The following is a 25084-nucleotide window of genomic DNA, read 5'->3' as shown; positions in this document are numbered from 1 at the left end:
TAATCCATAAGATTCACACACTAAATGGATAGTACTCATGTATAAATCTTTTATCCTGATTATGGCGCTTACTTCTACGCTTACAGCTTGCGCCTACAACCAAAAACCTGTCGTCGACATGACCAATGTTGACCCTAGTACATATGAACAAGACTTTCTTTACTGCCAAGGCTATGCAGAAAATGTCGACAAATCAGAGGCAGCGAAATCTGAAGCCACTAATGGGGCAGTTACAGGCGCATTGATCGGCGCAGCTGCTGGTGCGCTAGAAGACGGATTAGGTGGAGCGGCTGTCGGTGCTGCTGCCGGCGGTGCTGTAGGAGCTGGAGCTGGTGCTTTGAGTGGAACAAATGATTCAACCAAAACCCAATCTCTCGTATTGCGTAAATGTCTCCAGAACAAAGGCTATACCGTCTACGATCTTGATTAAATAAGCACTTTTCTTAAATTATCGCGCGATGGATTCTATTCACAAATGTTTCACGCTGTAACGATTAATCTCGTTACCTCTCTGGGATATGTGTTCCATCCCAATGCTTAAATAGTAAGGTCATATTTTGAAGCCAGGTAAAACAGGTATACGCCGTGTCATGGATGCGACCGGCTATTCATTTCAAGGATTGAAAGCCGCATGGACACACGAAGCCGCTTTTAGACAAGAATTGATTCTCGCCTTGGTGCTTTCCGTCTGTGCTTTTTTCCTTCCTGTCACCACATACGAAAGAGTGCTGATGATCAGTAGCCTGTTCTTGGTATTGATCGTCGAACTCATTAATTCCGCCGTAGAAGCGGTTGTCGACCGTGTTAGCGATGACTGGCACGAGCTCAGTGGTAGAGCCAAAGATATTGGTTCAGCAGCAGTATTTGTTGCGTTAACTCTTGCCCTTTTTATTTGGGCTTCGTTCTTGCTCTAATTTTTATTCAAGACACTCATTATGAAGACACATGATTTACAACAGAGAGGTATCTCTTACGTTACCTTTACTTTCCTGTTGGCGCTGTATTTCGCTCTCGTCGTAAACATCCCTATTTATAAAGAACTGATCGGCATCTTTACACACTTAGATAATGTCAAGATTGGATTTATTATCACAATACCAATTTTCTTTCTTGCCGCGCTCAATTTCCTTTTTAATTTATTTAGTTGGCCTTGGATCGGCAAGCCGTTCTTTATAATTTTAATCATTGTTTCAAGTATGGTGAGCTACGCAAGCTATAACTATGGCACACTTTTCGATTCTGGAATGATTGCCAATATTGTTGAAACCGATTCGAGCGAGGCGAGTTCTTACCTGAGTGCTCACTCTGTAATTTGGACGCTGATTATGGGAGTTATCCCAGCGATAATTATCTTTAAGGTCAAGCTGCAATCTCAACGTCACCAATTACTGTACTTCTCTGTTACCAAATTAGTATCGATGCTGTCGTCGCTAGCTGTCATCGCCGTCATTGCCAGCGTGTACTATCAAGACTACGCATCTGTAGGGCGCAACAATAGCCACCTAAAAAAAATCATCATACCCACCCAGTTCGTTTACAGCGCGACCGGGTATGTGAAGGAGAAATATTTCACCACGCCAGAGCCATATCGAGAAATCGGCACAGATGCAAAGCAGTCAGATAGCGCCGTACAGCAAGCACAGCGCAAACCAACACTACTGGTTTTTGTCGTAGGAGAAACCGCTCGAACGCAGAACTACCAACTCAATGGCTATACACGAGAGACAAACCCTTATACTAGTAAACTGGATGTTATCTCATTTCAAGACGTCGCGTCTTGTGGCACCGCGACTGCTGTATCTGTGCCTTGTATGTTTTCACAGCTCACGCGAAACGAGTTTGAACGCACCAAAGCGGATAACCAGGACAATGCTCTCGATATAATGCTGCGCGCTGGGGTTGACCTCATTTGGAAAGAAAATGACGGTGGGGATAAAGAAGTAGCCCACAAGATCAAGAAAATTGAAGTGGATCGAAAGCAAGTAAACCCTATGTGTAATGGCCAAACTTGTTACGACATGGCGCTATTAGATCATTTTGATCAGGAAGTCGCGGATATGCACGGTAACCGAGTGGTCGCCATGCACCTTATAGGAAGCCACGGTCCGACCTACTTTCAGCGTTACCCAAGAGACAACGCCTTCTTTAAACCAGACTGTCCACGTGCAGACATCGAAAACTGTAGCATCGAACAAATAGTGAACACATATGACAATACAATACGCTACACCGATCTTGTATTGGCAGAAACCATCAAAAAACTTAAAGCGTTAGAGTCTGAGTATAATACCGCGCTAATTTACATATCGGATCACGGTGAGTCACTAGGCGAAAACGGATTGTTCTTACATGGTATGCCTTATGGCCTTGCACCAGATTTCCAAAAACGTGTTCCTTTGATTATGTGGCTGTCTTCGGGCTTTAAACAAGCGAAGCAGATCAATACCGACTGTTTGTATAAACAAGCACAGAATGCAGGCCAATACTCACATGATAACGTGTTCCACTCTTTATTAGGCATTATGGATGTACAAACTCAAGCCTACGATAGCAAGTTAGATATATTCAAAGCCTGCCGAGCCGTTTCCTAAATCATTCAATAAAGCCTGGCTCAAAGTGTGAACCAGGCTTTTTCTAACAAGGTATTTAAACTCATCGCCACGCCAAGCGTTATACTGACAGTCCGCGATCCATACATCGAGATAAGGACTAGGATGAAAATTGGTATTATTGGTCTAGGGGATATCGCTCAGAAAGCGTACCTTCCTGTTATCACTCAGCTTCCAAATATCGAACTTGTATTTTGTACCCGCAACCCAAACACACTTGAGAGCCTGGCTAAGCAGTATCGAATCTCAGAGATCTGCCAAGACTACCAGCAACTTCTGCACTTTGGCGTCGATGCCGTCATGATTCATGCGGCAACAAGCGTACACCCTCAAATAGCGGCATTTTTTCTGCAGCATGGAATTCCAACCTTTGTCGACAAACCATTAGCGAATAGTGCTGATGACGTGGAAAAGCTGTACGACATTGCCGAAAAAGAGAGACAGCCACTCTATGTGGGCTTTAACCGTCGTCACATTCCACTTTACAACCAACATATGCCACAAGTGCAGCAAGGCAACATATCTGACTTAAAGTCGCTACGCTGGGAAAAGAACCGTCACCAACTACCGGGGGATGTTCGTACCTTTATATTTGATGATTTTATTCACCCATTAGACAGCGTTAACGTCACAGCCAAAGCCGATCTAAAAGATGCTTATGTAACTCATCAACTTGAAGGTGGTCAGTTGGCGCGTTTAGATATTCAGTGGCAACATGGAAATACTTTGCTCCACGCCTCGATGAATCGCCACTTCGGTATCACTACAGAGCGCGTTCAAGCTTGTTATGCAAACAAGGCAGTTGAGTTCGACTCCTTCGTTGAAGGCAAACTATGGCAAGCTAACCAAGAGCAAAAAATCAATTTGAAAGACTGGACGCCAATGCTGACGAGTAAAGGTTTCCATTCGATGTTGCTCGATTGGTTTGGCGTCGTTGAGTCTGGAAATATTGCTGATGAAGTAGTAACACGCAACATTGCCAGCCATCGATTGGCAGAGCAAATTTGTCAATGTCTCGAGAAAGTTGTCTCTAGATAATGCGATTCTTGGCTATATGCTTGATTGAGTATTACGCTCTATACTAAAAAGACTTGCATTAAGGAAGGCATTCATTCTCTGTTAAGACTACGGCGATTATTCTATCAATCAGGTGAATGAGGGCACAAAAGCACACATTGACAAAACAGACGGTTTAGATTTGTTTTACGGTGCTCTCAGGTATCTGAATCATCACATTCAAGAATAAAGGAAATAGAATGAGAACACTTGGTAACATCATTTGGTTTGTATTTGGTGGCGTATTTATGGGGTTGCTATGGTGGTTTTTTGGTATTTTGGCCTTTATTAGCATCATCGGAATACCTTGGGGGCGTGCGTGTATCGTTATGGGTAATTTTTCCTTTTTCCCATTCGGTAAAGAGGCCATCTCACGCGATGAATTGACCAATGAAATGGACATTGGCACGAGTCCGCTCGGCGTTATTGGTAACGTCCTTTGGTTTGTATTTGCAGGCCTTTGGTTAGCTATCGGTCACGTACTTTCTGCCGCAGCATGCTTTGTCACCATAATCGGCATTCCGTTTGCGCTCCAACACCTCAAGCTAGCGGTTATTTCACTCGCACCAATTGGTAAAACGGTTGTATCGTCAGAAGAGGCTGCAATGGCTCGATACAACATCAATCGTTAGCAAAAAGCTAATGCGCTTTCTATCCTCTGGGCAGTCATGCTCAGAGGGTAACGCCCGTCAAAAGTAAGCCTATAATCGCTATCGCATATTCAATAATGGCTGATTGTATATTCATACCGTCACCTTTACGTTGAAGTTTATCCTAGCTCAGCACTGCTTTACTTTTATAATTAATCAATACACCCAAGTGAGTTCAAGATGCTAGACTCATAGCGTCGTCACTGATTCAAACTCCAAGAACGACGTAACGAAAAAGCGAGCTATCCTATGCTCGAAATATGGGTTCTTTCCCCCTCGAAGTAGAGTTCAACAACAAAAAAGACGAACTATAAGCATAGCCAAAATTAATGCTTTTCGACCTAAAATATCTCACATCAATCAAAGAAAGCTTCTAAGATTTTCTCTTTTTGAGTAAATATAGACAGTTACAGTAGCGAAATTCTTCTCGGTAAAACTCCCCACTCAATCTCATGATCAGTTTTTTTAAAAAACAACAAAAATTCGTTGTTATCTAGAGTAATTATTTTATTTGTCGCAGAGCAATTCCATCAATATCATTTGCGACATCGGAGTGCTAGAGCATTGAACTTTTTAGCATTTATCACAGGTATAGAACGTAAAAAACCTTTTATTACTTATTTTTCTTTTTACATATGTTCTAACTCAACGTCTATTCAGACAGGAATATACCGTGGATAAATATCAAGCAGCTTATGCTAAGCGTCTAGAGAAACTAAATGGGGATCCATCTCCTAAAACGATAGCCCGCCTTTCGGCTTGGGATGCGTTTTTTAACAAGGAGTACGAGCTCCAAGACTTGGAATACCGACTATCGGACGCAGCGCACCAGCACTATGAACAGTCGCATGCGAAGAGCGACATTAGCTTCAAAGAATTCAAACGAGCGTTTTATAATGAATCCATCAAAATTTACAATTTAACGGATGGCGCTTCTATCCAGAAAGTATTCACCCCATTACTTTTGCTTACAACGCTCTGGATAGTGTTTGTATGCCTATTTAACAAGTGATCATCAAACTATTCCAACAACGATCAGTATGGGACTACAGGTATGGCTCTATGTAAGGGGGCTAGTCGGCTCTCCTTCACTAAATTAGCGACTCAATTACCCGCAATTCCATAGGCTAAAAGTGACAAGGGCATCCATCGATGCCCTTTTTATTCAAAGGAACGCAACCTAGACCTTTGGCCCACTTGGGTATAAAACCATTATGCGTTAAGCTGCACGCTATTATCCGATTGATAAAGAGTGGAGCGAAGTGATGGAAAAAGTAGGCTCTCGAGCATTGATTGTCGAAGGTGGAGCCATGCGAGGCGTATTTTCATGCGGCATACTCGATCATTTTCTTGCTAGCGAGTTCTCTCCATTTGATAGCTTTTGGGGAGTGTCTGCGGGTGCTAGCAACTTGGCTGCCTACTTAGCTAAAATGCCCGGACGTAACTTAAAAATCTACCTCGATTACAGCTTAAGAAAAGAATTTATCTCTCCATCTCAACTTCTACGTGGTGGTGATATGATGAACTTAGACTGGATGTGGAATGTCACCCTCGAAGAACTTGGCATCGATAAATCTGCGCTCAAAGCTGATTCACGACCTTTCTTTTTAGGCGTGACGCGTCAAGACAATGGGCAAGCGGAGTACCACCTTCCTGATATCGACGACTTGGCAGAAACAATGAAAGCCAGCAGCGCACTGCCTGTACTTTACCGAAATGGCGTATCACTGAACGGAATTCAATACGTTGATGGTGGCGTCTCAGACGCACTTCCTGTTGCAGAAGCAATAAAGCGAGGAGCCAAAAAGATTATGGTTTTACGCAGTCAGCCCGCAAGCTATCAAAAGCCAAGAGGAAAATTCAGCGCCCTAACTAGGAGGATGTTGAAAGAAACGCCCGGATTAATTGAACCTATGTTGACACGTGAAGTTCGCTACAATCAGACCTTAGCGCTGATCAACAACCCACCACCTGGTATCGAAATCATTCAAGTGTGTCCTCCTGAAACATTCAAGTTGAAACGGCTGAGTCGATCGCCAGCACCACTGCGTCATGCTTATGAGTTAGGAATTGAAGCAGGAAAGGAAGCCATCATACGATGGAGTCAGAAGTAGAAAAAAGCCACGTGGATTAAACGTGGCTAACGCAAATTCGATGGCAGTGGATTATCGTATTTGCTTCTGGTCGAGCCCAATATTCAGGCTCAAAACTGTTTTAATTTGCTCGCTAACTGAAAAAGCGAGTAGGCAGTCCAAACTAGTAAGTTTCAAACAACCCAGAGTTGTAATCTTGGATGGCTTGTTCTATCTCTTCCATGCTATTCATGACAAAAGGGCCATAATGCACCACGGGTTCATTAATTGGCTCACCAATAAAGATCAGTGCACCACTCTCTTTTTCGGCCTGCAATTCAACCCATTCACCTTTCGAGAAAATGGCCATTTCGCCTTGATTGATCTCACGACCTTTTAATTGAATACGACCTTTATAGACATAGAGCATCATGTTGTTGTCTTGATCCGTGTTCAAATTCAAAGCTTGCCCCCCCATCGCTCTCCAATCGGCTACCGTGGCAGCAACACCTGTCTCTGTTAGCGGCCCCTGAATTCGTTCGTTGTTTATAGTCATATGACCCGCAATCAAACGTACAACCCCCGTATTCGGAGTATCAAACTCAGTGATCGTTTCAGGTTGAAAGTCATGATATTGAGCTGGCTGCATCTTATTTTTCGCAGGCTGGTTAATCCAAATTTGGAAACCATGCAATTCGCCTTCCTTCATAATAGGCATTTCGCTATGGATGACGCCTCTTCCTGCCGCCATCCACTGTGCACCACCGGAACGAAGCTCACCAACATTATCCATATGATCACGATGCTGGAAATGACCTTTCAACATATAAGTAAGCGTCTCAATACCTCGGTGCGGATGCGGAGGGAAACCGCCGATATAGTCAGCGCGGTCTTCTGATTTGAGTTCATCCATCATCAAAAATGGAGAAAAACTAGCATGATTGAAACCCGCTACTCGGCGAATTTTCACTCCATCACCATCAGCAGTAGGTTGCGCAGGAATAAGCTGACGAATTTCTCTGAATGTACTCATACTAGTTCTCCTAGTTTATCTTTGTGACCGCTTGCAAATCGCATGTTTAATCTATGGCTATCTATAAGGTTCTATTTTAGGTTGATGAGCTAAAATTATGAGCCATACTATTCGTTCTACTTATTCAACTTTTTCGAACAATACAATTTATCGAGTTAATAATGAGCACATTTAATTTATCTAAAATAAATGTAGCTATTTTCTAAACAAGGTGTATAGTGTGCCTTGGCTCTTAGAAGAGAGCTGTTAATGCAACATTTAGTTTAAGTTTCCTCTCAGTAAAATCTTGAATCCCCAATTCAGACACCTGCGTACAACTTCCTCTTGATTGAACATTCAATAGCTTAGAAAAGATCCACAAAACAAATCATAATTTTAATGTTTAATTCAAAGGTATTTTTATGTCTAAAGTAACTGGTTCAGTAAAATGGTTTAACGAAACTAAAGGCTTCGGTTTTCTATCTCAAGACAACGGCGGCCAAGATGTATTCGTACACTTTAACGCTATCGTTTCTGACGGTTTCAAAACACTGACTGAAGGTCAGAAAGTAAGCTTCAATGTAGAGCAAGGTAAAAAAGGTCCTCAAGCGACTGAAGTAACTCCTCTATAAGACTGCTTTTCTTGGTGTAGCATGCCCATGCTGCACCAAACCTCTCTCCTTCAAAAATATTCTTTCATCAATCACTCAGCCTAATTTTAGGCATTGCTTTGTGCTATCTAAAATAAACTGAATAGTACTGCTTAATTTATTATTTATAGGAAAAATCATGTCCTCAAAAAGAACTGGCCGTCAAAGGCATTGGTATCAATTACTTAACAAAGAGAAAATCACTAAAAAACAGGAGAATAAATGTTAGAAATTGAATTTAATTTAGAACAACCTCAAACCTCTTGGAACGCTAAAATACATCAATTAAATGGTGATATTTTACGAAGGCACGTATTACCGAAACTTCTTTCTCATAGCTTCATGATCGATTTTGAATATTGTGAGAAAACGCAATCTGGAACTATTCTCTGTGATTCAGGTTCAAAGTTAGGAAGTTTTACTGTTAACTGATTCAGTTTTCATGCATTAATGGATAATGCAACTAATTTGGAAGGTATCCAATGGCTAGAAAAAGTAAGAAGCAGTCAGAAAAAGACAAAAAAGAGTCTGAACAAAACGCGGCGGCGGTAAAGCAGAAAACTCGACGCCGCATAGAAGACATTATGGAACAAAGAGAATTTGATAAGTTATTCGATCTATAAATGCTCTCTAGTGCTTTCTCTGCCTTTATCGTTGTGCAAGGTACCGCCACCTACCTTTGCTCAAACGAATCTCCACTCTTTTAGACTACTCTTCTAATTACACGTGCCTCTCACACACGCAAAAACAACTGGCTCCTCTATACTCAAGTGACTTGCAAATAGTCGTTTCGCTCACAGGAAAACCCGTGACTAATGACAGTTAGGTTATTTGCGTATAGCCAAAGCGATATTTTTGCGTATAATCCCTCTCGTTTGCTTCGTATAACCCCAATGATATGGTTTGGGGGTCTCTACCAGTTCCCGCAAAGTGCTGATTACGAAGAGTTGAGATCATCGTGGGTCTTACTCTTTGTGATAGCGTTCGATTTATTTCTATCTATACCTATTCTTAGAGTAACTGCATCCACAATACACATAAGGTGGAATATGAACGCATTTATTCAAGGTCTTCCAAAAGTAGAGCTGCACTTACATATCGAAGGTTCACTTGAGCCGGAACTCTTATTCAAATTAGCAAAACGAAACGGCATCGAGATCCCTTACTCTTCTCCGAGTGAACTACGCAGCGCATATCAGTTCACAGACTTACAATCATTTCTCGACCTCTATTACCAAGGAGCGGGAGTTCTGCGTACGGAGCAAGATTTTTACGATCTCACTTGGGAATACTTACTGCACTGTAAAGAAGACAACGTTGTTCATACCGAAATCTTTTTTGACCCTCAAACACACACAGAACGCGGCATAGACTTTGACACTGTTATCAATGGAATCGCTCGTGCGCTAAAAGATGGTCACGAAAAACTTGGCATTACCTCGCAAATTATTGCGTGTTTTCTCCGTCACCTTTCAGAAGAGAGCGCCATAGAGACCCTACAGGCTATTCTGAAACACCGTGATAAGATCATTGGTGTTGGACTAGATTCTTCAGAACAAGGTCATCCGCCAGCTAAATTCAAGCGCGTATTTAAACAAGCAGTAGAAGAAGGCTTACTTACCGTTGCTCACGCAGGTGAAGAAGGCCCCGCACAAAATATTAGCGATGCAATTGAAATGCTTTACGTGAGCCGCGTGGATCACGGTGTTCGCTGTGTTGATGATGAAGCATTAGTTGAATCCTTAATCGAAAGCCAAATGCCACTGACAGTGTGTCCGTTATCGAATCTTAAGCTATGTGTATTCGACGATATGAAAGATCACAATATTGTGGATTTGCTACGAAAAGGTGTCGCCGTAACGATTAACTCAGACGATCCTGTGTACTTTGGTGGCTACATGACGGATAACTTTCTGGCCGTCAACAACGCACATCCAATGAGTAAGAGTGAACTTGCCCAATTTACAATGAACGCGATTGATGCCAGCTTTATCGATAACGAGTTAAAGGCGAAATATCGTCACCTTGTTAGCCAATACGTAAACCAGCACGAAGCGTTGCAATAAAGGCATAGTGCCACGCCTTAGGTCAAACGCGTAGGTATTAAAACCCTACAAAAACTCTGTGGTTAACCGCATTTATAAACGCTAGACTGAGAAAGCTAAACTAGCACACAAAAAGGAATAGAATCATGATTCAACAAGGCCAAGCTCTACCAGTTGCAACTCTAAGTGAGTTGACTGCCGATGGTATGGTGAACCACGACGTTACAGAACTGTTTGCGAACAAGAAAGTCGTACTCTTTGCTGTACCTGGCGCATTCACCCCTACCTGTTCAGAAGCCCATCTACCAGGCTATGTGGTATTAGCTGATGAGCTAAAGGCAAAAGGTGTTGATTTAATTGCGTGCGTTTCTGTAAACGATGCATTTGTGATGCAAGCGTGGGGCGAAGCTCAAAACGCTTCTGAGATTTTGATGTTGGGTGATGGCGACGCTAGCTTTACTAAAGCATTAGGTCTTGAAATGGATACAGGCGGCTTTGGTGGTATTCGCTCACAACGTTACGCAATGATCATTGAAAACGGCACAGTGACTAAGCTAAACGTTGAAGAGCCAAAAGAGTTTGAAGCAAGCAAAGCAGAAACGATTTTAGCGGCGCTTTAAGCTTACTCCTAAATACAAAAACGGAAGCCATCGCTTCCGTTTTTTGTTGGTTAACGCATTCTCACAACACTCGTTTGTTGCTTACGCTGCATTTCCGCAAAAGTCAGCACAAACGGGGATGACTGCTTTACACGGCTTGGTAATGAAGAAAGCGCATTGTAGGCATCCTGCTTCGTTTTAAAATCACCAACAGTTACCGTATACCAACGCGTGCCTCGGCTGTTTTTCCAGTTAACCCAAACCGGATGCTTAGGATCGATATAGCGAATATAATCTTTCACATCTTTTTCTTGCTTTAGCGCGAGTACCTGCATCGTGTAATGGTTTGGGTTTAAATAACCATATGCATCCTGAGAGGTCATGACTCCAACACATTGGCCGCTATCGACCTCCTGCTGGTAAGGCATAGCGCAGCCCATGAGCGATAAAATCAATGTCAAAGATAAAATCTTGTGCACGTGTCACTCCATTCTTGTTCTAGTTTCTTTTCTCTCGCACCCAAAAACACAAAACGCTCTTGGTCAGGTAAAAACACACCCTTACAAGAGGGCCTGTGTTTTAACGCAACGAGTATTCCAAAAACGTAAGGCGACCACGTTGGTCGCCTTAGTAAATTGATTTAATAGAACATTAACAAGATAGAGTGATATAGACAGAAGTTCGCTACTGTTTAGAACCAGCTAGCGACCAATTGCTTAAACCAGTCTAAAATTCGCTTGAATAAACTGCCTTCCTCCACGGACTCCAATGCAACGAGCTCGGCTTCATTTACGACCTTACCGTCGACTTTGTAAAGCACTTTACCAACCACTTGTTGCTCAGAAATTGGCGCAACTAAATCACCGTTGTATTCAACTTCCGCTTGCAGATTTTTTACATCTCCTTTTGGCAAAGTGAGATAAACATCGTTAGCTACGCCGACAGTAAGCTCGTCTTTTTCGCCCATCCAAACTCGAGCTTTCGCAAGTTCCGCACCCGCCTCAGTCGGCATTACCGTATCGTAAAAGCGGAAGCCATAACTCAACAGCTGCTTGCTTTCTGATTCACGAACATTCTCACTCTTCGCTCCCATCACTACGGCAATCAAACGCATATCACCTTGTGTTGCAGAAGTCGCTAGACTATAACCCGCGCCGCTTGTATAACCAGTTTTCATGCCATCGACATTCATACTACGATCACGAAGCAAGCCATTACGGTTGTATTGAGTGATGCCATTGTAAGTAAACGAGGTTTCGCTATACAGCGGATAGATATCAGGTAAGTCACGAATAATCGCTTGGCCCAACTTGGCAATATCATAAGGTGTCGAATATAAACCGTCACTGTCTAGGCCGTGAGGGTTGGTGAATGCCGTGTTAGACAATTCAAGCTTGGCGGCCCAACTATTCATCAAACTCACAAACCCTGATTCACTTCCCGCAACATGCTCAGCAATAGCGACACTGGCATCGTTACCAGATTGAACAATCAGACCACGGTATAAGTCAGACAAAGAAACGGAAGTATTGACTTCAATAAACATTTTTGAAGAATCTGGGAAATTTTTTGCCCAAGCATTTCGGCTGATGACAACCTCATCATTCAACGTAATATTGCCTGTATTAATTTCTTGACCAGCTACATAAGCAGTCATCAACTTCGTTAAACTCGCGGGGTTTAAACGTTTGTGGGCATCACGTTCAACCAGTACTTTCCCCGTATGGAAGTCCATCAAAACATAACCACGAGAACTGAGTTCCGGCGCATTTGGCACAACTGAAGGCGCAGCATAAGCCAACGAGGATACAGCAGCGAACCCTGTAATTAACACTGTGTGTAATATAGTACTTTTTCTCATCATGACATCTTATCTTAGTAGCATTTAAGGCTTACAAACGGTACCCGAATGAATTCAAAGCGCGGGATTACCTAGTTAAAAAACGAGTATATTGAAACGGCGCTCAGTTACAGCCACCTTGTTACGATTGGTTACTTTTACTCAATGTTTGTCGAAAATAATGAGAGGTAGGTAGAGCTTTCGTCTTGAAGAATGAAACAGGAGCGAAAATAATTCCGTAACGCTATGTTTTTTTGAGAGGAGAGAAAAAGCGCGCAAGTCAATTCAGGGAGTAAGTTGGTATAGGAAAAGTAGTTGAGCTTTTATCCATATCTAAATAGGAAACAACAAAAACAACCAACAATAAGTCCAGTTAATTACTTACCAAGAGAACATATTGAAAACGCATCATAAAATTGTAATTAATTATCGATAAATTTAAAAACCTAATATTATAATTTATGTAAATTTCATTTATTATTAAATCGGAGAAAAATACAGCTTTCCTTTCTTAAAACTAAGAGACGATTTTTTCGATGTTTTTAGGTTTATCTCATCAGAGAACTTGGTATAACAGTGAGGAATAAGGCATCCGGACTTAGCGCGAAAGGATAACCCACTGTTATTTAAGTTCACACGCTGCTTTTTAATGACTAGAGACTTTAAACTGCGGTTACCTTCGGTTTGTTCGGCTATTCTTTGACGTATCCCAACCCAGTACGACTCAAACGACGACATCATACATATCCTCTTTCATGATATAAGCATTAATAATTAAACATCGCTAAAAGCTAAGCTTGTCTTAAATAAAAGTACTAGAAATTAATTTTATTTCTTCAAAACAAATCAACTCGCATATTCCACATAAATTTAGAGGTTATGTCAAATATTAATTATCATTAATTTTATTTATAATGGATATAAAATCAGTTTATAATTTTTAAATAATTTAATTATTAGAAAGCAGTATGACCAGTCCATATTTAACATGGAAATATGAGCTTTGTTTTGCATCATAATATATAAATACATTAAAGATTCATCTACGAACTAAATGCTCTTCAAGAGGTGATATAAATTAGCATTTCGAGACTAAATGAGAATAAAAATAGCGCACCGTATATGGTGCGCTATAGATTTGATTAAGGTCACTGTATAAGCATAGATAAAACTAAACTCATTTGACGTAGCTAGGCCAAGATTGCTTATGGTTTAAGTTTCAATACTTTATCAATATCTTCTGCGCTGTGGCGCTCAGGTAACTGCTCCCATTCTTCACCCCATGAACGGTTCACAATTCGACCACGTTTTACCGCTTCACGCTCATCAATTACTTTTGCCCAACGCACAACGTTTTTGTAGCTTTCTACGTCTAAGAATTCAGCCGCATCGTAAGCACGACCCAACACAAGGTTGCCGTACCATGGCCATGTTGCGATATCAGCGATGCTGTACTCATCGCCACCTAGGAATTCATTGTTCGCAAGACGCTTGTCTAATACATCTAACTGACGTTTTGCTTCCATTGTAAAGCGGTTGATTGGGTACTCGAACTTCTCTGGTGCGTACGCGTAGAAGTGACCAAAACCACCGCCTAGATATGGCGCAGAACCTTGCAGCCAGAATAACCAGTTCATTACCTCAGCACGCTTAGCGCCTTCTTTTGGTAAGAAATGATCAAACTTCTCTGCTAGATAAAACAAGATGTTGCCAGATTCAAACACGTTCACTGGCTCAGAACCCGAACGGTCAACCAATGCCGGAATTTTAGAGTTTGGGTTAACAGCCACAAAGCCAGAGCCAAACTGGTCGCCATCGCCAATCTTAATCAGGTATGCATCGTATTCTGCTGCCGTTACGCCAGCCGCCAAAAGCTCTTCAAACATGATCGTCACTTTCTGACCATTTGGGGTACCCATTGAGTAAAGTTGGAATGGGTGCTCACCAATTGGAAGCTCTTGCTCATGACGTGCGCCAGAATCCGGACGGTTGATGCTCGCCCACTGACCGCCGTTTTCATTATCGTTTGTCCAAACTTTTGGTGGAATGTATTCGTTAGCCATTGTTTTCCCTTATTGTGTTTGAATGCATCTTCAAACTGACGGGTCTTACGCGCCAGCAAGCATTATTAACATCACCTCTTCGCCAACTGCGATTAGGCATACTCAAGATATTAGGTCGAATTCGCTAAATAAAAGTCCTGCAATCTCTTTTAGTTAGAACCTTTGGTTATGGGATTTTCTTTCACGCTATAAGTAAAAACGTCGCGATAATGTGAACTAGGTTCGAGATGCCAACGATGAGTAAGCTACACTCGGCGGCGCACCTCTATTTGGGGATTTAGAACAACCGCTAAACTTCAAAGTCACCAAGAATGAAGTTGTTCTGGATACCTTAGTTCAAACAACTTACGTGCGTGATAGGCAGTTAAGTTAGATAGTTAGAAAGAAAAACGCCCTTCACTAAATCAATGAAGGGCGTTTTAATGTATTCGAAACCGTTACTTAGCTGATTCAAACAAACCAGAAATACCTTTCAAAGGGAAAAGCCTTGCTTGCTCCAACCCTCTCAACGTTACCGTATTCAGGTCATCAATAAAGAAACGACTGGTCATCGTGTGTTTGCCACCATTAACGAAAATCTCGATGACAGAATTGTCGATATATATATCAATCGTCTGCTTAGCGTCCAATCTTGGTGCTTTTCGAATGCTACCAAATTCTTCTGCGTACAAATGAGACATGTGACGACGGTCCAGCATAAACTCGTGCTCTGTCGCACTAAAGACGATGTTGTCACCTTTGAGGTTACTCAGCTCAAGTTCAAAGCCATCGCCCTCAAGGTCTAATTGGATCAAACAACTTGTGCTTTCCAGTGTATGGGATTGTGCAAAGACCACCTCTTCTTTTCTTAAACTCTTCAGCTCAGGGAGCGGAGCTTGAACAAGAAAACCATCTTTCAACGTTAGTTCTCTAGGAAGAGACAACATTCCTGCCCACTGGTGTGTGACCGATGGTGTGTCGATTTCTGGCAACCCTATCCATGCAATAAGAATGCGACGCCCATTCTCATCTAAATAGGTTTGTGGGGCGTAGAAATCAAACCCATAATCTGGCTGCAAAATATCTTGGTGGTTTTCTAAAATCATCGACTCTAGGTTCAACTGATCACCCACGATATACGCAACAGAATAGATGTTTTTGAAATCATAAGGATTATTACTGCTCACGCCCTGTGGAGAAAACAGCATCACCGATTGACCATTAATCTCAAAGAAATCAGGACACTCCCACATGTACCCAAGGTCAGAAAACTTGGTCTTGATAGGACCTTTATGCTGCCACGTTTTCAAATCTTTGCTTTGATAGAGCGCCATTGAACCATGCTCAGTTTTGGTTTGAGCACCCACCACCATCAAATAGTCGTCGCCTTTCTTCCAAACTTTTGGATCACGAAAGTGCTCCGTGTAATGTTCGTTCTCAATGACCACACCATGCTTTTCAATGTTGCCATCTGAATCCATGGTGGCAAAGCACTGTGCTGGAATTCGATTCCAGTTTTGGTCACGCTTATTACCAGTAAAAAACAGCAAAGCCTTGTTGTTTTCCACCAAAGCACCGCCCGAATAGACACCATGTGAATCGTAGTCTTGGTCGGGATGAAGACCCACACCATGATCAGTAAAATGGATGAAGTCTTTAGTAGAAAGGTGGTACCAATACTTCATTCCATGGACTGGTCCCACAGGCGTCCACTGGTAAAAGATGTGGTGCTCACCATTGAAATAGCACAACCCATTTGGGTCATTTAACAGCCCAAATCTAGGGGCGATATGAAAACTAGGAAAGCCTTTATCTTGCTGACGTGAAAGTGTCATTTCTTCGATATCACACTGAGGGATTTGCTCAAGTCGGCGATATCTTTGCTCTACAGTCCAACGGTTGTTTAAGCTCATAATTTTTCTCAACTGAAATTGGATCTGGAGATCATTGCCCAATAAATTGCAGCAATTCTGTCTGGGTCGGAAGCGCGGTCATTGCGCCTTTTTGCGTCGTCGCTAATGCACCACAGCCATTTGCCCATTGAATCGCAGAGCTAACAACAGGATGATTTTTCCAATCGTCATACCTAGACAGGCATGCCAGTAGCCCTCCGACAAAAGCATCACCCGCACCTGTGGTATCAATCGGACTAACGACTTGACCTGTGATCAGTTCACTCTGACTTTCAAAGACGCGCCAAACACCTTTCGCACCTTGTGTCACCAAGACCAAAGCAATATTCAAAGCGGCTATTTGTTGTAAACCTTGCGCCATCGATGTTGAGTCAGTTAAGAACAAAAGCTCTTCTTCAGAGAACTTAACCACATCGGCCATCGCTACAGCCTTCATCACGACAGCTTGGATTTCTGATTGATCTTGCCACACTTCATCACGCAAGTTAGGGTCAAAGCTAATGAAACCACCAGCGGCTTTTACTCTTTTGATCGCCTCAAATGTGCTGCTTCGACTTGGCTCATTTGCCAGTGAAATCGAGCAGACATGCAGCCAATCACCTTGCTTAAAGTTAGGGATGTCTTCAACAGACATAAACTGATCAGCGCTCGGTTTTACCATAAACGTAAAGCTGCGCTCACCTTGCTCGTCTAAATCCACCACCACTGTTGATGTTCTTTGCTCAGGATCTTTAACGAGAAACTCCGTGCTCACGCCCTCTTGATCGAGCGTTGATTGCATGAATCGACCAAATGGGTCATCACCTACACGTCCAAAAAACGCACTCTTACCAGATAGACGAGCAATAGCTACGGCGACATTCGCTGGTGCACCACCGGGACATTTGAGTAAAGAAGTCTCAGATTCCGGTATTAGATCGACAACAGCATCACCAGTTACCCACACTTGATTCATCTTGCTTACCTTGAAATTAAAGCCCTGATAGTCCAACGTGTTGAACACCTTCACTACCAAGTAAAAATTGAAAAAGGCTAGCCAAGCCATTAGTGCTTGGCTAGCACCCCAAACATTTAGGAAAAGAAGTGGATTTTGGGGGACTCCACCCCTAAGGAGTTCAGATTAAGCCGCTGCTTTTCTACCGACTTTAGCGCGGTCACGCATACCAAGAACAATGGTGAGAACAAATGCGGTCAAGAACGCGATCACCATACCCGCGATGGAGTACCCAATCTTCTCTGGCGTAATGGAAATGATGCCTGGAAGACCAGCTGCGCCCAATGCCTGAGCTTTCACATTAAACATTGTGATGAACGCACTTGATAACGCCGCAGCGCAAACTGCCGCAATAAATGGGTAACGTAGTTTTAAGTTAACACCAAACATAGCCGGTTCTGTAATACCTAGCAAACCCGTAACACCAGATGGAATCGCAATACCTTTCATCTTCTTATCTTTGCTCATCACGCCCACCGCCAACGCTGCCGCTCCTTGAGAAACGTTAGACATCGCCGCAATAGGAAAGATAAAGGTGCCGCCCGTCGTCGCAATATCCGCAAGAAGTTGAGTTTCAATCGCAATGAAGCTGTGATGCATACCAGTAATAACAAACGGAGCATAAATAAGACCAAATACCGCACCACCAACAAAGCCAGCAGTGTTGTATAGCCAGTTCAGACCATCACCCAATAGGAAACCAATATCACGCGTGAACGGACCGACGACAGTAAACGTCAGCAAACCCGCTATGAAAATCGCCAGTAATGGCGTTAAAAGGTTGTCTAAAACAGAAGGTATGACTTTACGTAAGCCTAGCTCAACCTTCGCAAGAATGAATGCCGATACCAAAACCGGTAACACCGAACCTTGGTAGCCCACTTTTTGGATTTCAAAGCCAAGAATATTCCAAACCGGAATGTTGCCAGACACAGATGCGCCGCCGAATCCCCAACCATTCAGCAAGTCAGGGTGAACCATCAACATACCTAGCGCCGCCCCTAAATATGGGTTACCGCCAAACTTCTTACTGGCTGAAAATGCCAGCAGAATAGGCAGGTAAACAAACGGCGCGTTCGCAAACGTGTTGATCATGTTCGCCAAGTCTGTCAGTCCTGGGTTGGCATCAATCAAAGATTTGCCATCAATGAACAAGCCTTGAGCAGTCAATAGGTTATAGATACCCATCAACAAACCACCAGCGACGATTGCTGGAATGATTGGAACGAAAATATCAGACAGCCCTTTCACCGCGCGCTGAACAATGTTTTGTTTCTCTGCGCCAGCAGACGCAACGTCGTTGGTGGACATTTCACTCATCCCCGTCAACTTCGCCATTTCTGCATAAACTTGGTTTACGATGCCAGATCCAAAAATGATTTGGTACTGACCCGCAACTTTGAACTGCCCTTTTACTCCTTCAAGGCTATCAATCGCTTGTTCATCTATTTTTTGCTCATCTGCAACGGCAAGGCGTAAGCGTGTCGCACAATGCGCAAGTGCGGTGATGTTGCTTTTACCACCTAATAGAGTTAACAACTCTTTTGCTACTGCCGGATAATTCATTTCATACCCCATTGGATTATTATCTGAGCTTGCGAAATCTTCGGGAACGTTTGCAAAACAGATTTTTGCTCAATAAAACCAAATGATCAAAGATAAAGCAGAGAGAATGTGAGAATGATCGTCAAATTCTCTCCCTAAGAGCAGTATAGGAGGTTAGAATCGCTACTTATCAAAGAGCTTTTCATCTTCTCTTTGCAAACAATCCCAAAAACGAAAAACAGAATGGATAGGAACAATGGCGAGTCTGCATGATGTCGCCCGTCTGGCTGGCGTATCAAAATCAACAGTGTCACGGGTTATAAACGATGAATATGGCGTAAAAGAAGCGACAAAACTGAAAGTCCGCCAAGCAGTAGCGGAGTGTGGCTATGTGCCAAACCAAGTCGCTAAAGATCTAAAATCTCAAAAGACCAATCTGGTTGGTGTCATTGTTCCTCGGGTTTCCTCTCATGCCACATCCCAAGGTGTCGATGGATTAACCGATGTCCTTGAAAAAGCAGGGAAACATGTCTTACTTGCTAGCACTCACCAAGCCCACGAAAAAGAACTGGAATACATTCAGATCTTTAACCAAAAACGGGTTGAAGGGATCATTCTTTACGCCACCCACCTCGATTCCAAGCTGGTAAAAGCAATTCAAAACTCAGCCGTTCCAGTTGTGCTCGTCGGTCAAGATGGTTCCATGTTTAATATTCCAAGCATCATTCATGATGACGCACGAGTAGGGTTTGAAGCGGGAAATAGACTGGTTGCAAAAGGTTGCCAAACCATGGGTTTTATTGGCGTGCAAGGTGACGATATCGCGGTAGATAAGCAACGCTCTGAAGGATTTGTTCAAGCGCTGCAACACCATGGTTTTGAGATCGCCTTCCATGCTCGTGGTGACTTTACCATCGATTCTGGCTATTCATTGGCAAAACAACACTTAACAAAGAACCCTAAGCTAGATGGCTTGTTCTGTGCGACAGACCGTATTGCTATCGGTGCGATGAGAGCGATTCAAGAGCTCGGGTTAACACCGGGTAAAGACGTTTTAGTGCTAGGAGTTGGTGATGATGAGCTCGCATCAGTGTGTACCCCAACCTTATCAACATTTAACTATGCATTTGATAAAGCGGGTGAAAATGGTGCGAAACTGCTACTAGATAGAATTGCCAACAGAAGTTTTGAAATGAGTAAGATGGTACTAACCTTCAAAACAATTGAGCGTCAGTCCTGTTAATGAAAAAGCGCCAACTGAAATCAGTTGGCGCTTTTCTTATTACTCTTTGTCGGTTAGATCCCTTTAGAACCAAGTTTCCATTTGCAGTGCAAACAGAACTTCACCACCATCACCCATCGTTGCAGCACCCGCATCCTGGCTAATCGAGTAGCCATTCAAGTCTTCGCTCCAATCAACGTAGCTAACTGCAAAACGTAGCTCCGGACGGTCAAAGAAACCTGCAGCGGTAGACATCTTAAGCGTTGGTGCGATTGTCGCTTTGTAAAAACTGCCACTTGCTTTATCAATCGCATTGTCTAGGTCCATGTATTGGTATGAGCCTTCATAAACCATCTCAAAGTTCTGCGTAAACTCTTGCGCTAAGCGGATGTTGAACGATGCCCACGTAAATTCATCATTTTTAGCAAAGCGATCTTGGCTGTGTTCTGCTAGCAACGCAGGTGCTACACGCCAGTTGTCGCCGATGCGTGTTACACCATAGCTGAACAAGCGTACGGCTTTTGCGTCTTCTAACAAATCTCCGTTTGAACCGATGCCTTTAAGTTCCGCACCCAGTCCATCACCCATCAAAATACCGGTTTTAGAGAAGCCTTCACTCATGCCAAAGAAGGTATCGCCATGGTAAGCAAACATCGCATGTAAACCTTTGTCCGCTGCTCCTTCTACGCGATCATTGTTATCAGCTGACGTCATGCCGCTCAGCATCAATTGCCAATTACCGAAGCGGTTGTTCATTGTCGCGATATAGTTTTCAACATCCGTTGACGAGCTATCAATCTCACCAAAATCACGACCATAGATCGAGAAGTTTGCTTTCCATGATTCGCTCATTTGGACGTCATACACACCAGCACCAGTGCCAGATAAGAAAACAATATCCGAGTCAAAGAAGTGAATGTCAAAGTTATCACGATCAAATCGTTTACCAGCCCAAAACGTCGCGTCAGCAAAAGCTCTTGATTCAGAGAACATACTCAACTTGTTTAGCTCAGCATATACCTGACGAACGTTTAATTGACTCTCGCTCGCCGTCCATTCGTTATTGGTTTCCGTACTATCTGCCAACATGATTCGGAACAATGCGCTGGAACCATCATCTGCAAAACGTTTGTGAATAAGGTTTGCTTCCACATAGTGATCATCCTCTACCCCTAATCGCCCAACTGGAGCGCCAATAGCACCAGCTGCCGTCATGTAAGGACCAGTACCCACTGCACCATTCAGATCGTCATTAATCAGTAGCCCGGAACGAGCGTAGCCGTGAAACTCAAAGCTTGAGGCTTTCTCATTTGCTTCTGTGGATGCTTTTTCTGTCTGTTCAAGTCTCTGTTCTAATTCATTAATTCGCTTTTCAAGAGCGTCAACATCTGTTGCTGCGAATACAGGTGCAGTAACCAGTCCAAGCGCTACTGCCATCGTCAAAGTGTGTAGTTTCATTTCCATAGTCTCACGTAAATTTATACTTAGGCATATTGCAAACGTTCCCAAGAAAAATCGCAAACTTATGGTGACTTTAAATGTCCATCTAAAGCCTGAATTTCAGAGCGCTCGTACTCAGAGCGTCTCTACTACTTATATCAATGAGGGCGATAATATATAAACTTTTCGGGAACGTTACCGCAAAGAGGTAATTTTGTTACTTCTATCACGTTCAATTGTGTTACTTACAGAAAAATCATTAACCAGCGCACATTTGAATAGTAATGAGAAAGAGGCATTGAAAGCCTTATTAACAGGTGGCATTGTGGCAAAGACGTTGGCTCAACGTCTTTTATAGATTGTCTTGTGGTTAGAGCGCACAAAAAACTTCATAGAATCAGTGAGAGCATTTGGCTCCATGCATTTTAATATCTACAAAACTCATTTTTTGAACATAAATGAGTTTTGTAAAATCTAATAATCTTGCTCATGGTCACTTCGGCTTCGAAAAGCCACTCATTACCAAAAAGTAATCAAGCTAATGCATCTCAACGTTATTCTCTTCAACTAGTAAGTATTTAATTTGATGTTGAAAATCTGCCTCAATTATATCTTCTCGACCTTTGGACATAACGGTGTCGTAAACCATGTTTACATATTCATACGACAGATATTTATCAAAAACATGAACTATATCGTCGTTAATTAAAATTTCACCGTAACAAGCTAAGTCTTCATCAAACGTATTTTGGTAACAAGATATTTTAGAACTATCCCATCCAGAGTAAAATTCGACACTCTTGACATCGTTATACATCGCAATTACTAACTTTTCGATTCCAAGCTGTCCTTCAGCCTCAAACCTCGACTCAAAGTTAACATAACCGATAGCAATACCTTCATTAGAAGCTGAGTAATCTTTATTAACTCCGTAGTGGACTTGATTTTCTCTAAGTTTAGAATTGCCAATAGCTTTCCAAGTTAGGCGATTCCCGTCAATATTTTCACCAAATGTAAGCTCTTCTTTGACCTCAATAATTTGGTTCGCCAGTTGGTAAGTTAAAGGCAGGTCAAGATCCGGAACGTTAGTGGCAAGACTTAGACCTTTCCTGCTATGTTTTTCGTAAATTACCTGATGCTTTCTTGGCTCGGAGTGAGAGCTTACAACTATCCATCCGCTTTCTTCAGTAGATGGGTTAGTTGATTCGGAGTTACAACCCAAAATAAGAAGAGTTGACGCGCTAAACAGTACAGTTTTTAAGTACATAGTGAGTATTCAAAGTTAATTATTTCTTGGCATTATCATTTAAATTAATACCATGGGCAACAAAATCATACTTTAATACCTCAACAGCTATTCTATTTCGAAGTTAAAATTTTTGATTAGCTACATATCTAGGTTAATAACAGAGAACGATGTAAAAGTGAATTATGTGTACTCACTCTATACTTAATCATACAAGTCCGGCAGTGCGAAACGAATAAAGTGAAAGTGTCAAAAGCCCGAATAACATTCCTCAAACAAAAAAGCCCTTTACATAAGTAAAAGGCATTTTTAATTTAGTTTTTGATTAACGAGCTATAATACCAACCCACCGTCAATCTTGAGCACTTGGCCTGTGATGTAAGCGCTCTTGTCTGAGGTTAGGAAAGAGACGCCATTGGCAATATCTTGAACTGAGCCCATGCGCCCTAATGGGGTTTTGCCTTCCATCATTTGAATGACTTTCTCTGGCAGGTTCTTGGTCATGTCGGTGGCGATAAAGCCTGGCGCGACACAGTTGACGCGTATCTGTGCACCCTTTCTTGAAAGTTCTTTCGCCCAGCCTTTGCTCATTGAGATGACGCCGCCTTTACTTGCGCCGTAGTTGCTCTGGCCGATATTACCATCCGTTCCCACTATAGAAGAAATGCTAACAATACTGCCTGTGCCCTGCTCTAGCATGACAGGAGCAACACGTTGGGTGAGTAAGAACACCGCTTTTAGGTTCACGTCGATCACGCTGTCCCAGTCTTGCTCTAACATATCTGGCAACAATGCATCTCGAGTGATGCCCGCGTTGTTAACCAGAGCATCGATTCTTCCGTGCTGCTCTACAACACTTTCTACTACTTCACTGACGGCTTCGGCATCACACAAGTTGACTTGATAACTGCTTAGCTGCGCCGACTGACTCCATTCCACGGGCGATATGTCTAGCCCGATTACGTGGAATCCATCCTCCAGTAATTGCTCACAAATCGCTTGGCCAATACCACGAGCCGCACCAGTGACTACTGCTACTTTTTCCGGTTTCATCTTGGTCTTCCTTAAATGTTGAGATTACAAATTCGCTTGTATCCCTAGCGTTTTTGTTTTTATGCCTAGTCGCGTTACAGCTGCGCTTCTCATACGCAGGGTCTTTTATATCTTATAAAAACTATAGAAACAGTCTGGGAGTCGGATGTGAACTAATCAAGGCAACTTGATGACTATGGCAAGATCAACGTAAGAAAGTGTGTTGGAAGGCGCAAAGTTACACGATTGGAGGGCTTGGATAGAAAAGTATTGGTCTGATTAATCAAATACTACTTCATCAGACCAATATTACTTGTCTCTTAATCTCTTACAAAAGCTGGTTTTGTTATTTTCACCAGAAAAGGCTGAAGCAAGAGATTAAACAACATGCCAGCAATAAACAGGGTGATCACAATACTCGCACCACTCGGTAAGTCATAGCGAGCCGACGCGGCAATACCCGATAAGATCCCAACAATACCGATGCTGATACTGGCGACAAAGAATCGAGTTCCCTTCAATGCAGCCGCACATAAAGCTGGAATCACCAACAAAGCAAATTCTAAATAAATGCCGGTTAACTTGACCGTAATGGGCATCAGGATTGCAAAGATCAGATAAAAACCACTACCGCGCATAAACGCAGGTTTTAACCAAACTAATAGCAACATCGCAGCGGTAATGAGTGCCAAAGGCCAAACGTCTGCCCAAGTCGCCCATAACAGTTGCCCATTAAGAATGCCTTGAATAAAGTCTCCGCCGTGTGGGTCTTTACTCACCAGCAGGATCGCCAGCGATGCAGACACGACAAACAAGCTGCCAATCATGGGCTCTAAATGTTGCTGGTATCGTTTCTCCATTAAGGCAATCAAACCGCAAAGCATCAAAGACATCACCCAAGGGCCAATCATTTCGCCAAAGAATGTGCCTGAGAACAGCGCGTATTGGCTCAACCAGTAGTGGCTTAGTGCTGCCCCCAATGCCGCGACTTGCGCCACCGCCAAATCTATAAAGATGATCTGACGATTAAGAACTTGTTGCCCCAGAACGATGTTGCCAACCAACGCAATTAAACCACACAAAACCGCAGGTAAAAGCCATGCATAATCCGCCATAC

24 protein-coding genes, 1 pseudogene and 1 riboswitch are annotated in these 25084 nt (G+C 42.7%); of the genes and pseudogenes, 14 read left to right on the top strand and 11 right to left on the bottom strand.

Features of this window, described 5'->3' with window-relative positions; all coding sequences use genetic code 11:
• The first annotated feature begins 37 nt into the window (after positions 1–37).
• The 7 genes from R7Q11_RS01310 to R7Q11_RS01280 all read left to right on the top strand — a co-directional run bounded on the left by R7Q11_RS01310 (position 38) and on the right by R7Q11_RS01280 (position 6429).
• Positions 38–430, top strand: coding sequence for a glycine zipper family protein (locus tag R7Q11_RS01310; protein ID WP_005373677.1), 393 nt, complete (start codon positions 38–40; stop codon positions 428–430).
• Between the two features lie 127 nt (positions 431–557).
• Positions 558–914, top strand: coding sequence for a diacylglycerol kinase (locus R7Q11_RS01305; protein WP_017635149.1), 357 nt, complete (start codon positions 558–560; stop codon positions 912–914).
• Positions 915–935: 21 nt separating this feature from the next.
• Entirely contained in the window at positions 936–2591 is a 1656-nt protein-coding gene (locus R7Q11_RS01300; RefSeq protein WP_005373681.1) for a phosphoethanolamine transferase, read from the top strand.
• Between the two features lie 123 nt (positions 2592–2714).
• Positions 2715–3647: a Gfo/Idh/MocA family protein gene (locus tag R7Q11_RS01295; protein WP_225466121.1), complete on the top strand. Its 933-nt coding sequence runs from the start codon at positions 2715–2717 to the stop codon at positions 3645–3647.
• A 218-nt stretch (positions 3648–3865) separates the two neighbouring features.
• Positions 3866–4297 carry a YccF domain-containing protein gene (locus tag R7Q11_RS01290; protein WP_005373685.1) on the top strand — a complete coding sequence of 144 codons (432 nt, stop codon included), beginning with the start codon at positions 3866–3868 and terminating at the stop codon, positions 4295–4297.
• A 691-nt stretch (positions 4298–4988) separates the two neighbouring features.
• Complete coding sequence (locus R7Q11_RS01285; protein ID WP_054577746.1) at positions 4989–5327, top strand: hypothetical protein; 339 nt, start codon at positions 4989–4991, stop codon at positions 5325–5327.
• Positions 5328–5580: 253 nt separating this feature from the next.
• Positions 5581–6429, top strand: coding sequence for a patatin family protein (locus R7Q11_RS01280; protein ID WP_025767954.1), 849 nt, complete (start codon positions 5581–5583; stop codon positions 6427–6429).
• 142 nt (positions 6430–6571) lie between these two features.
• Here R7Q11_RS01280 and R7Q11_RS01275 read toward each other — a convergent pair whose 3' ends face one another.
• Positions 6572–7420 (bottom strand): pirin family protein, encoded by an 849-nt coding sequence (locus R7Q11_RS01275; protein ID WP_054574573.1) that lies wholly within the window; start codon positions 7418–7420, stop codon positions 6572–6574.
• A gap of 401 nt (positions 7421–7821) precedes the next feature.
• Here R7Q11_RS01275 and R7Q11_RS01270 point away from each other — a divergent pair, with 401 nt between their 5' ends.
• The 5 genes from R7Q11_RS01270 (at position 7822) to R7Q11_RS01250 (ending at position 10714) form a co-directional block, all read left to right on the top strand.
• Complete coding sequence (locus tag R7Q11_RS01270) at positions 7822–8031, top strand: cold-shock protein (protein ID WP_005373691.1); 210 nt, start codon at positions 7822–7824, stop codon at positions 8029–8031.
• Between the two features lie 240 nt (positions 8032–8271).
• Complete coding sequence (locus R7Q11_RS01265; protein ID WP_005373692.1) at positions 8272–8481, top strand: hypothetical protein; 210 nt, start codon at positions 8272–8274, stop codon at positions 8479–8481.
• Between the two features lie 50 nt (positions 8482–8531).
• The gene (locus tag R7Q11_RS01260) at positions 8532–8672 is read left to right on the top strand and encodes a PA3496 family putative envelope integrity protein (RefSeq protein ID WP_017633782.1); all 141 of its coding nucleotides are present in this window, start codon (positions 8532–8534) and stop codon (positions 8670–8672) included.
• Positions 8673–8909: 237 nt separating this feature from the next.
• A riboswitch (purine riboswitch) is annotated at positions 8910–9009 on the top strand.
• Positions 9010–9098: 89 nt separating this feature from the next.
• Positions 9099–10115, top strand: coding sequence for an adenosine deaminase (locus tag R7Q11_RS01255; RefSeq protein WP_005373696.1), 1017 nt, complete (start codon positions 9099–9101; stop codon positions 10113–10115).
• A 125-nt stretch (positions 10116–10240) separates the two neighbouring features.
• Positions 10241–10714 carry a peroxiredoxin gene (locus R7Q11_RS01250; RefSeq protein WP_005373699.1) on the top strand — a complete coding sequence of 158 codons (474 nt, stop codon included), beginning with the start codon at positions 10241–10243 and terminating at the stop codon, positions 10712–10714.
• Positions 10715–10764: 50 nt separating this feature from the next.
• On the opposite strand, the gene R7Q11_RS01245 is transcribed toward R7Q11_RS01250, so the two are convergent.
• The 3 genes from R7Q11_RS01245 to yghU all read right to left on the bottom strand — a co-directional run bounded on the left by R7Q11_RS01245 (position 10765) and on the right by yghU (position 14596).
• Complete coding sequence (locus R7Q11_RS01245; RefSeq protein ID WP_005373701.1) at positions 10765–11172, bottom strand: SPOR domain-containing protein; 408 nt, start codon at positions 11170–11172, stop codon at positions 10765–10767.
• A gap of 212 nt (positions 11173–11384) precedes the next feature.
• Positions 11385–12554: a D-alanyl-D-alanine carboxypeptidase family protein gene (locus R7Q11_RS01240; RefSeq protein WP_017819852.1), complete on the bottom strand. Its 1170-nt coding sequence runs from the start codon at positions 12552–12554 to the stop codon at positions 11385–11387.
• A gap of 1184 nt (positions 12555–13738) precedes the next feature.
• Positions 13739–14596: a glutathione-dependent disulfide-bond oxidoreductase gene (gene yghU, locus R7Q11_RS01235; RefSeq protein WP_053349291.1), complete on the bottom strand. Its 858-nt coding sequence runs from the start codon at positions 14594–14596 to the stop codon at positions 13739–13741.
• A 253-nt stretch (positions 14597–14849) separates the two neighbouring features.
• Here yghU and R7Q11_RS01230 point away from each other — a divergent pair.
• A pseudogene (locus tag R7Q11_RS01230) lies at positions 14850–14969 on the top strand (dihydrofolate reductase); the annotation flags it as partial.
• A 64-nt stretch (positions 14970–15033) separates the two neighbouring features.
• Here R7Q11_RS01230 and R7Q11_RS01225 read toward each other — a convergent pair.
• The 3 genes from R7Q11_RS01225 to R7Q11_RS01215 form a co-directional block, all read right to left on the bottom strand.
• Positions 15034–16488 carry a sucrose-6-phosphate hydrolase gene (locus R7Q11_RS01225; protein ID WP_225466120.1) on the bottom strand — a complete coding sequence of 485 codons (1455 nt, stop codon included), beginning with the start codon at positions 16486–16488 and terminating at the stop codon, positions 15034–15036.
• 31 nt (positions 16489–16519) lie between these two features.
• Entirely contained in the window at positions 16520–17443 is a 924-nt protein-coding gene (locus R7Q11_RS01220) for an aminoimidazole riboside kinase (protein WP_054577739.1), read from the bottom strand.
• A gap of 165 nt (positions 17444–17608) precedes the next feature.
• Entirely contained in the window at positions 17609–19048 is a 1440-nt protein-coding gene (locus tag R7Q11_RS01215; RefSeq protein WP_213879778.1) for a sucrose-specific PTS transporter subunit IIBC, read from the bottom strand.
• 235 nt (positions 19049–19283) lie between these two features.
• On the opposite strand from R7Q11_RS01215, the gene R7Q11_RS01210 reads away from it, so the two are divergent.
• The gene (locus tag R7Q11_RS01210) at positions 19284–20270 is read left to right on the top strand and encodes a LacI family DNA-binding transcriptional regulator (RefSeq protein WP_005373712.1); all 987 of its coding nucleotides are present in this window, start codon (positions 19284–19286) and stop codon (positions 20268–20270) included.
• Positions 20271–20333: 63 nt separating this feature from the next.
• On the opposite strand, the gene R7Q11_RS01205 is transcribed toward R7Q11_RS01210, so the two are convergent.
• From R7Q11_RS01205 to R7Q11_RS01190, 4 genes are all read right to left on the bottom strand, one after another.
• Positions 20334–21707: a carbohydrate porin gene (locus R7Q11_RS01205; RefSeq protein WP_042523226.1), complete on the bottom strand. Its 1374-nt coding sequence runs from the start codon at positions 21705–21707 to the stop codon at positions 20334–20336.
• A 520-nt stretch (positions 21708–22227) separates the two neighbouring features.
• Positions 22228–22956, bottom strand: coding sequence for a hypothetical protein (locus tag R7Q11_RS01200; protein WP_053808946.1), 729 nt, complete (start codon positions 22954–22956; stop codon positions 22228–22230).
• A gap of 312 nt (positions 22957–23268) precedes the next feature.
• The gene (fabG, locus tag R7Q11_RS01195; RefSeq protein ID WP_017633598.1) at positions 23269–23988 is read right to left on the bottom strand and encodes a 3-oxoacyl-ACP reductase FabG; all 720 of its coding nucleotides are present in this window, start codon (positions 23986–23988) and stop codon (positions 23269–23271) included.
• A gap of 299 nt (positions 23989–24287) precedes the next feature.
• Entirely contained in the window at positions 24288–25082 is a 795-nt protein-coding gene (locus R7Q11_RS01190) for a metal ABC transporter permease (protein WP_149192137.1), read from the bottom strand.
• Between the last annotated feature and the right edge of the window lie 2 nt (positions 25083–25084).

Source organism: Vibrio sp. 970 (assembly GCF_033339075.1).
This window is presented reverse-complemented; position numbering and strand designations above follow the sequence as displayed.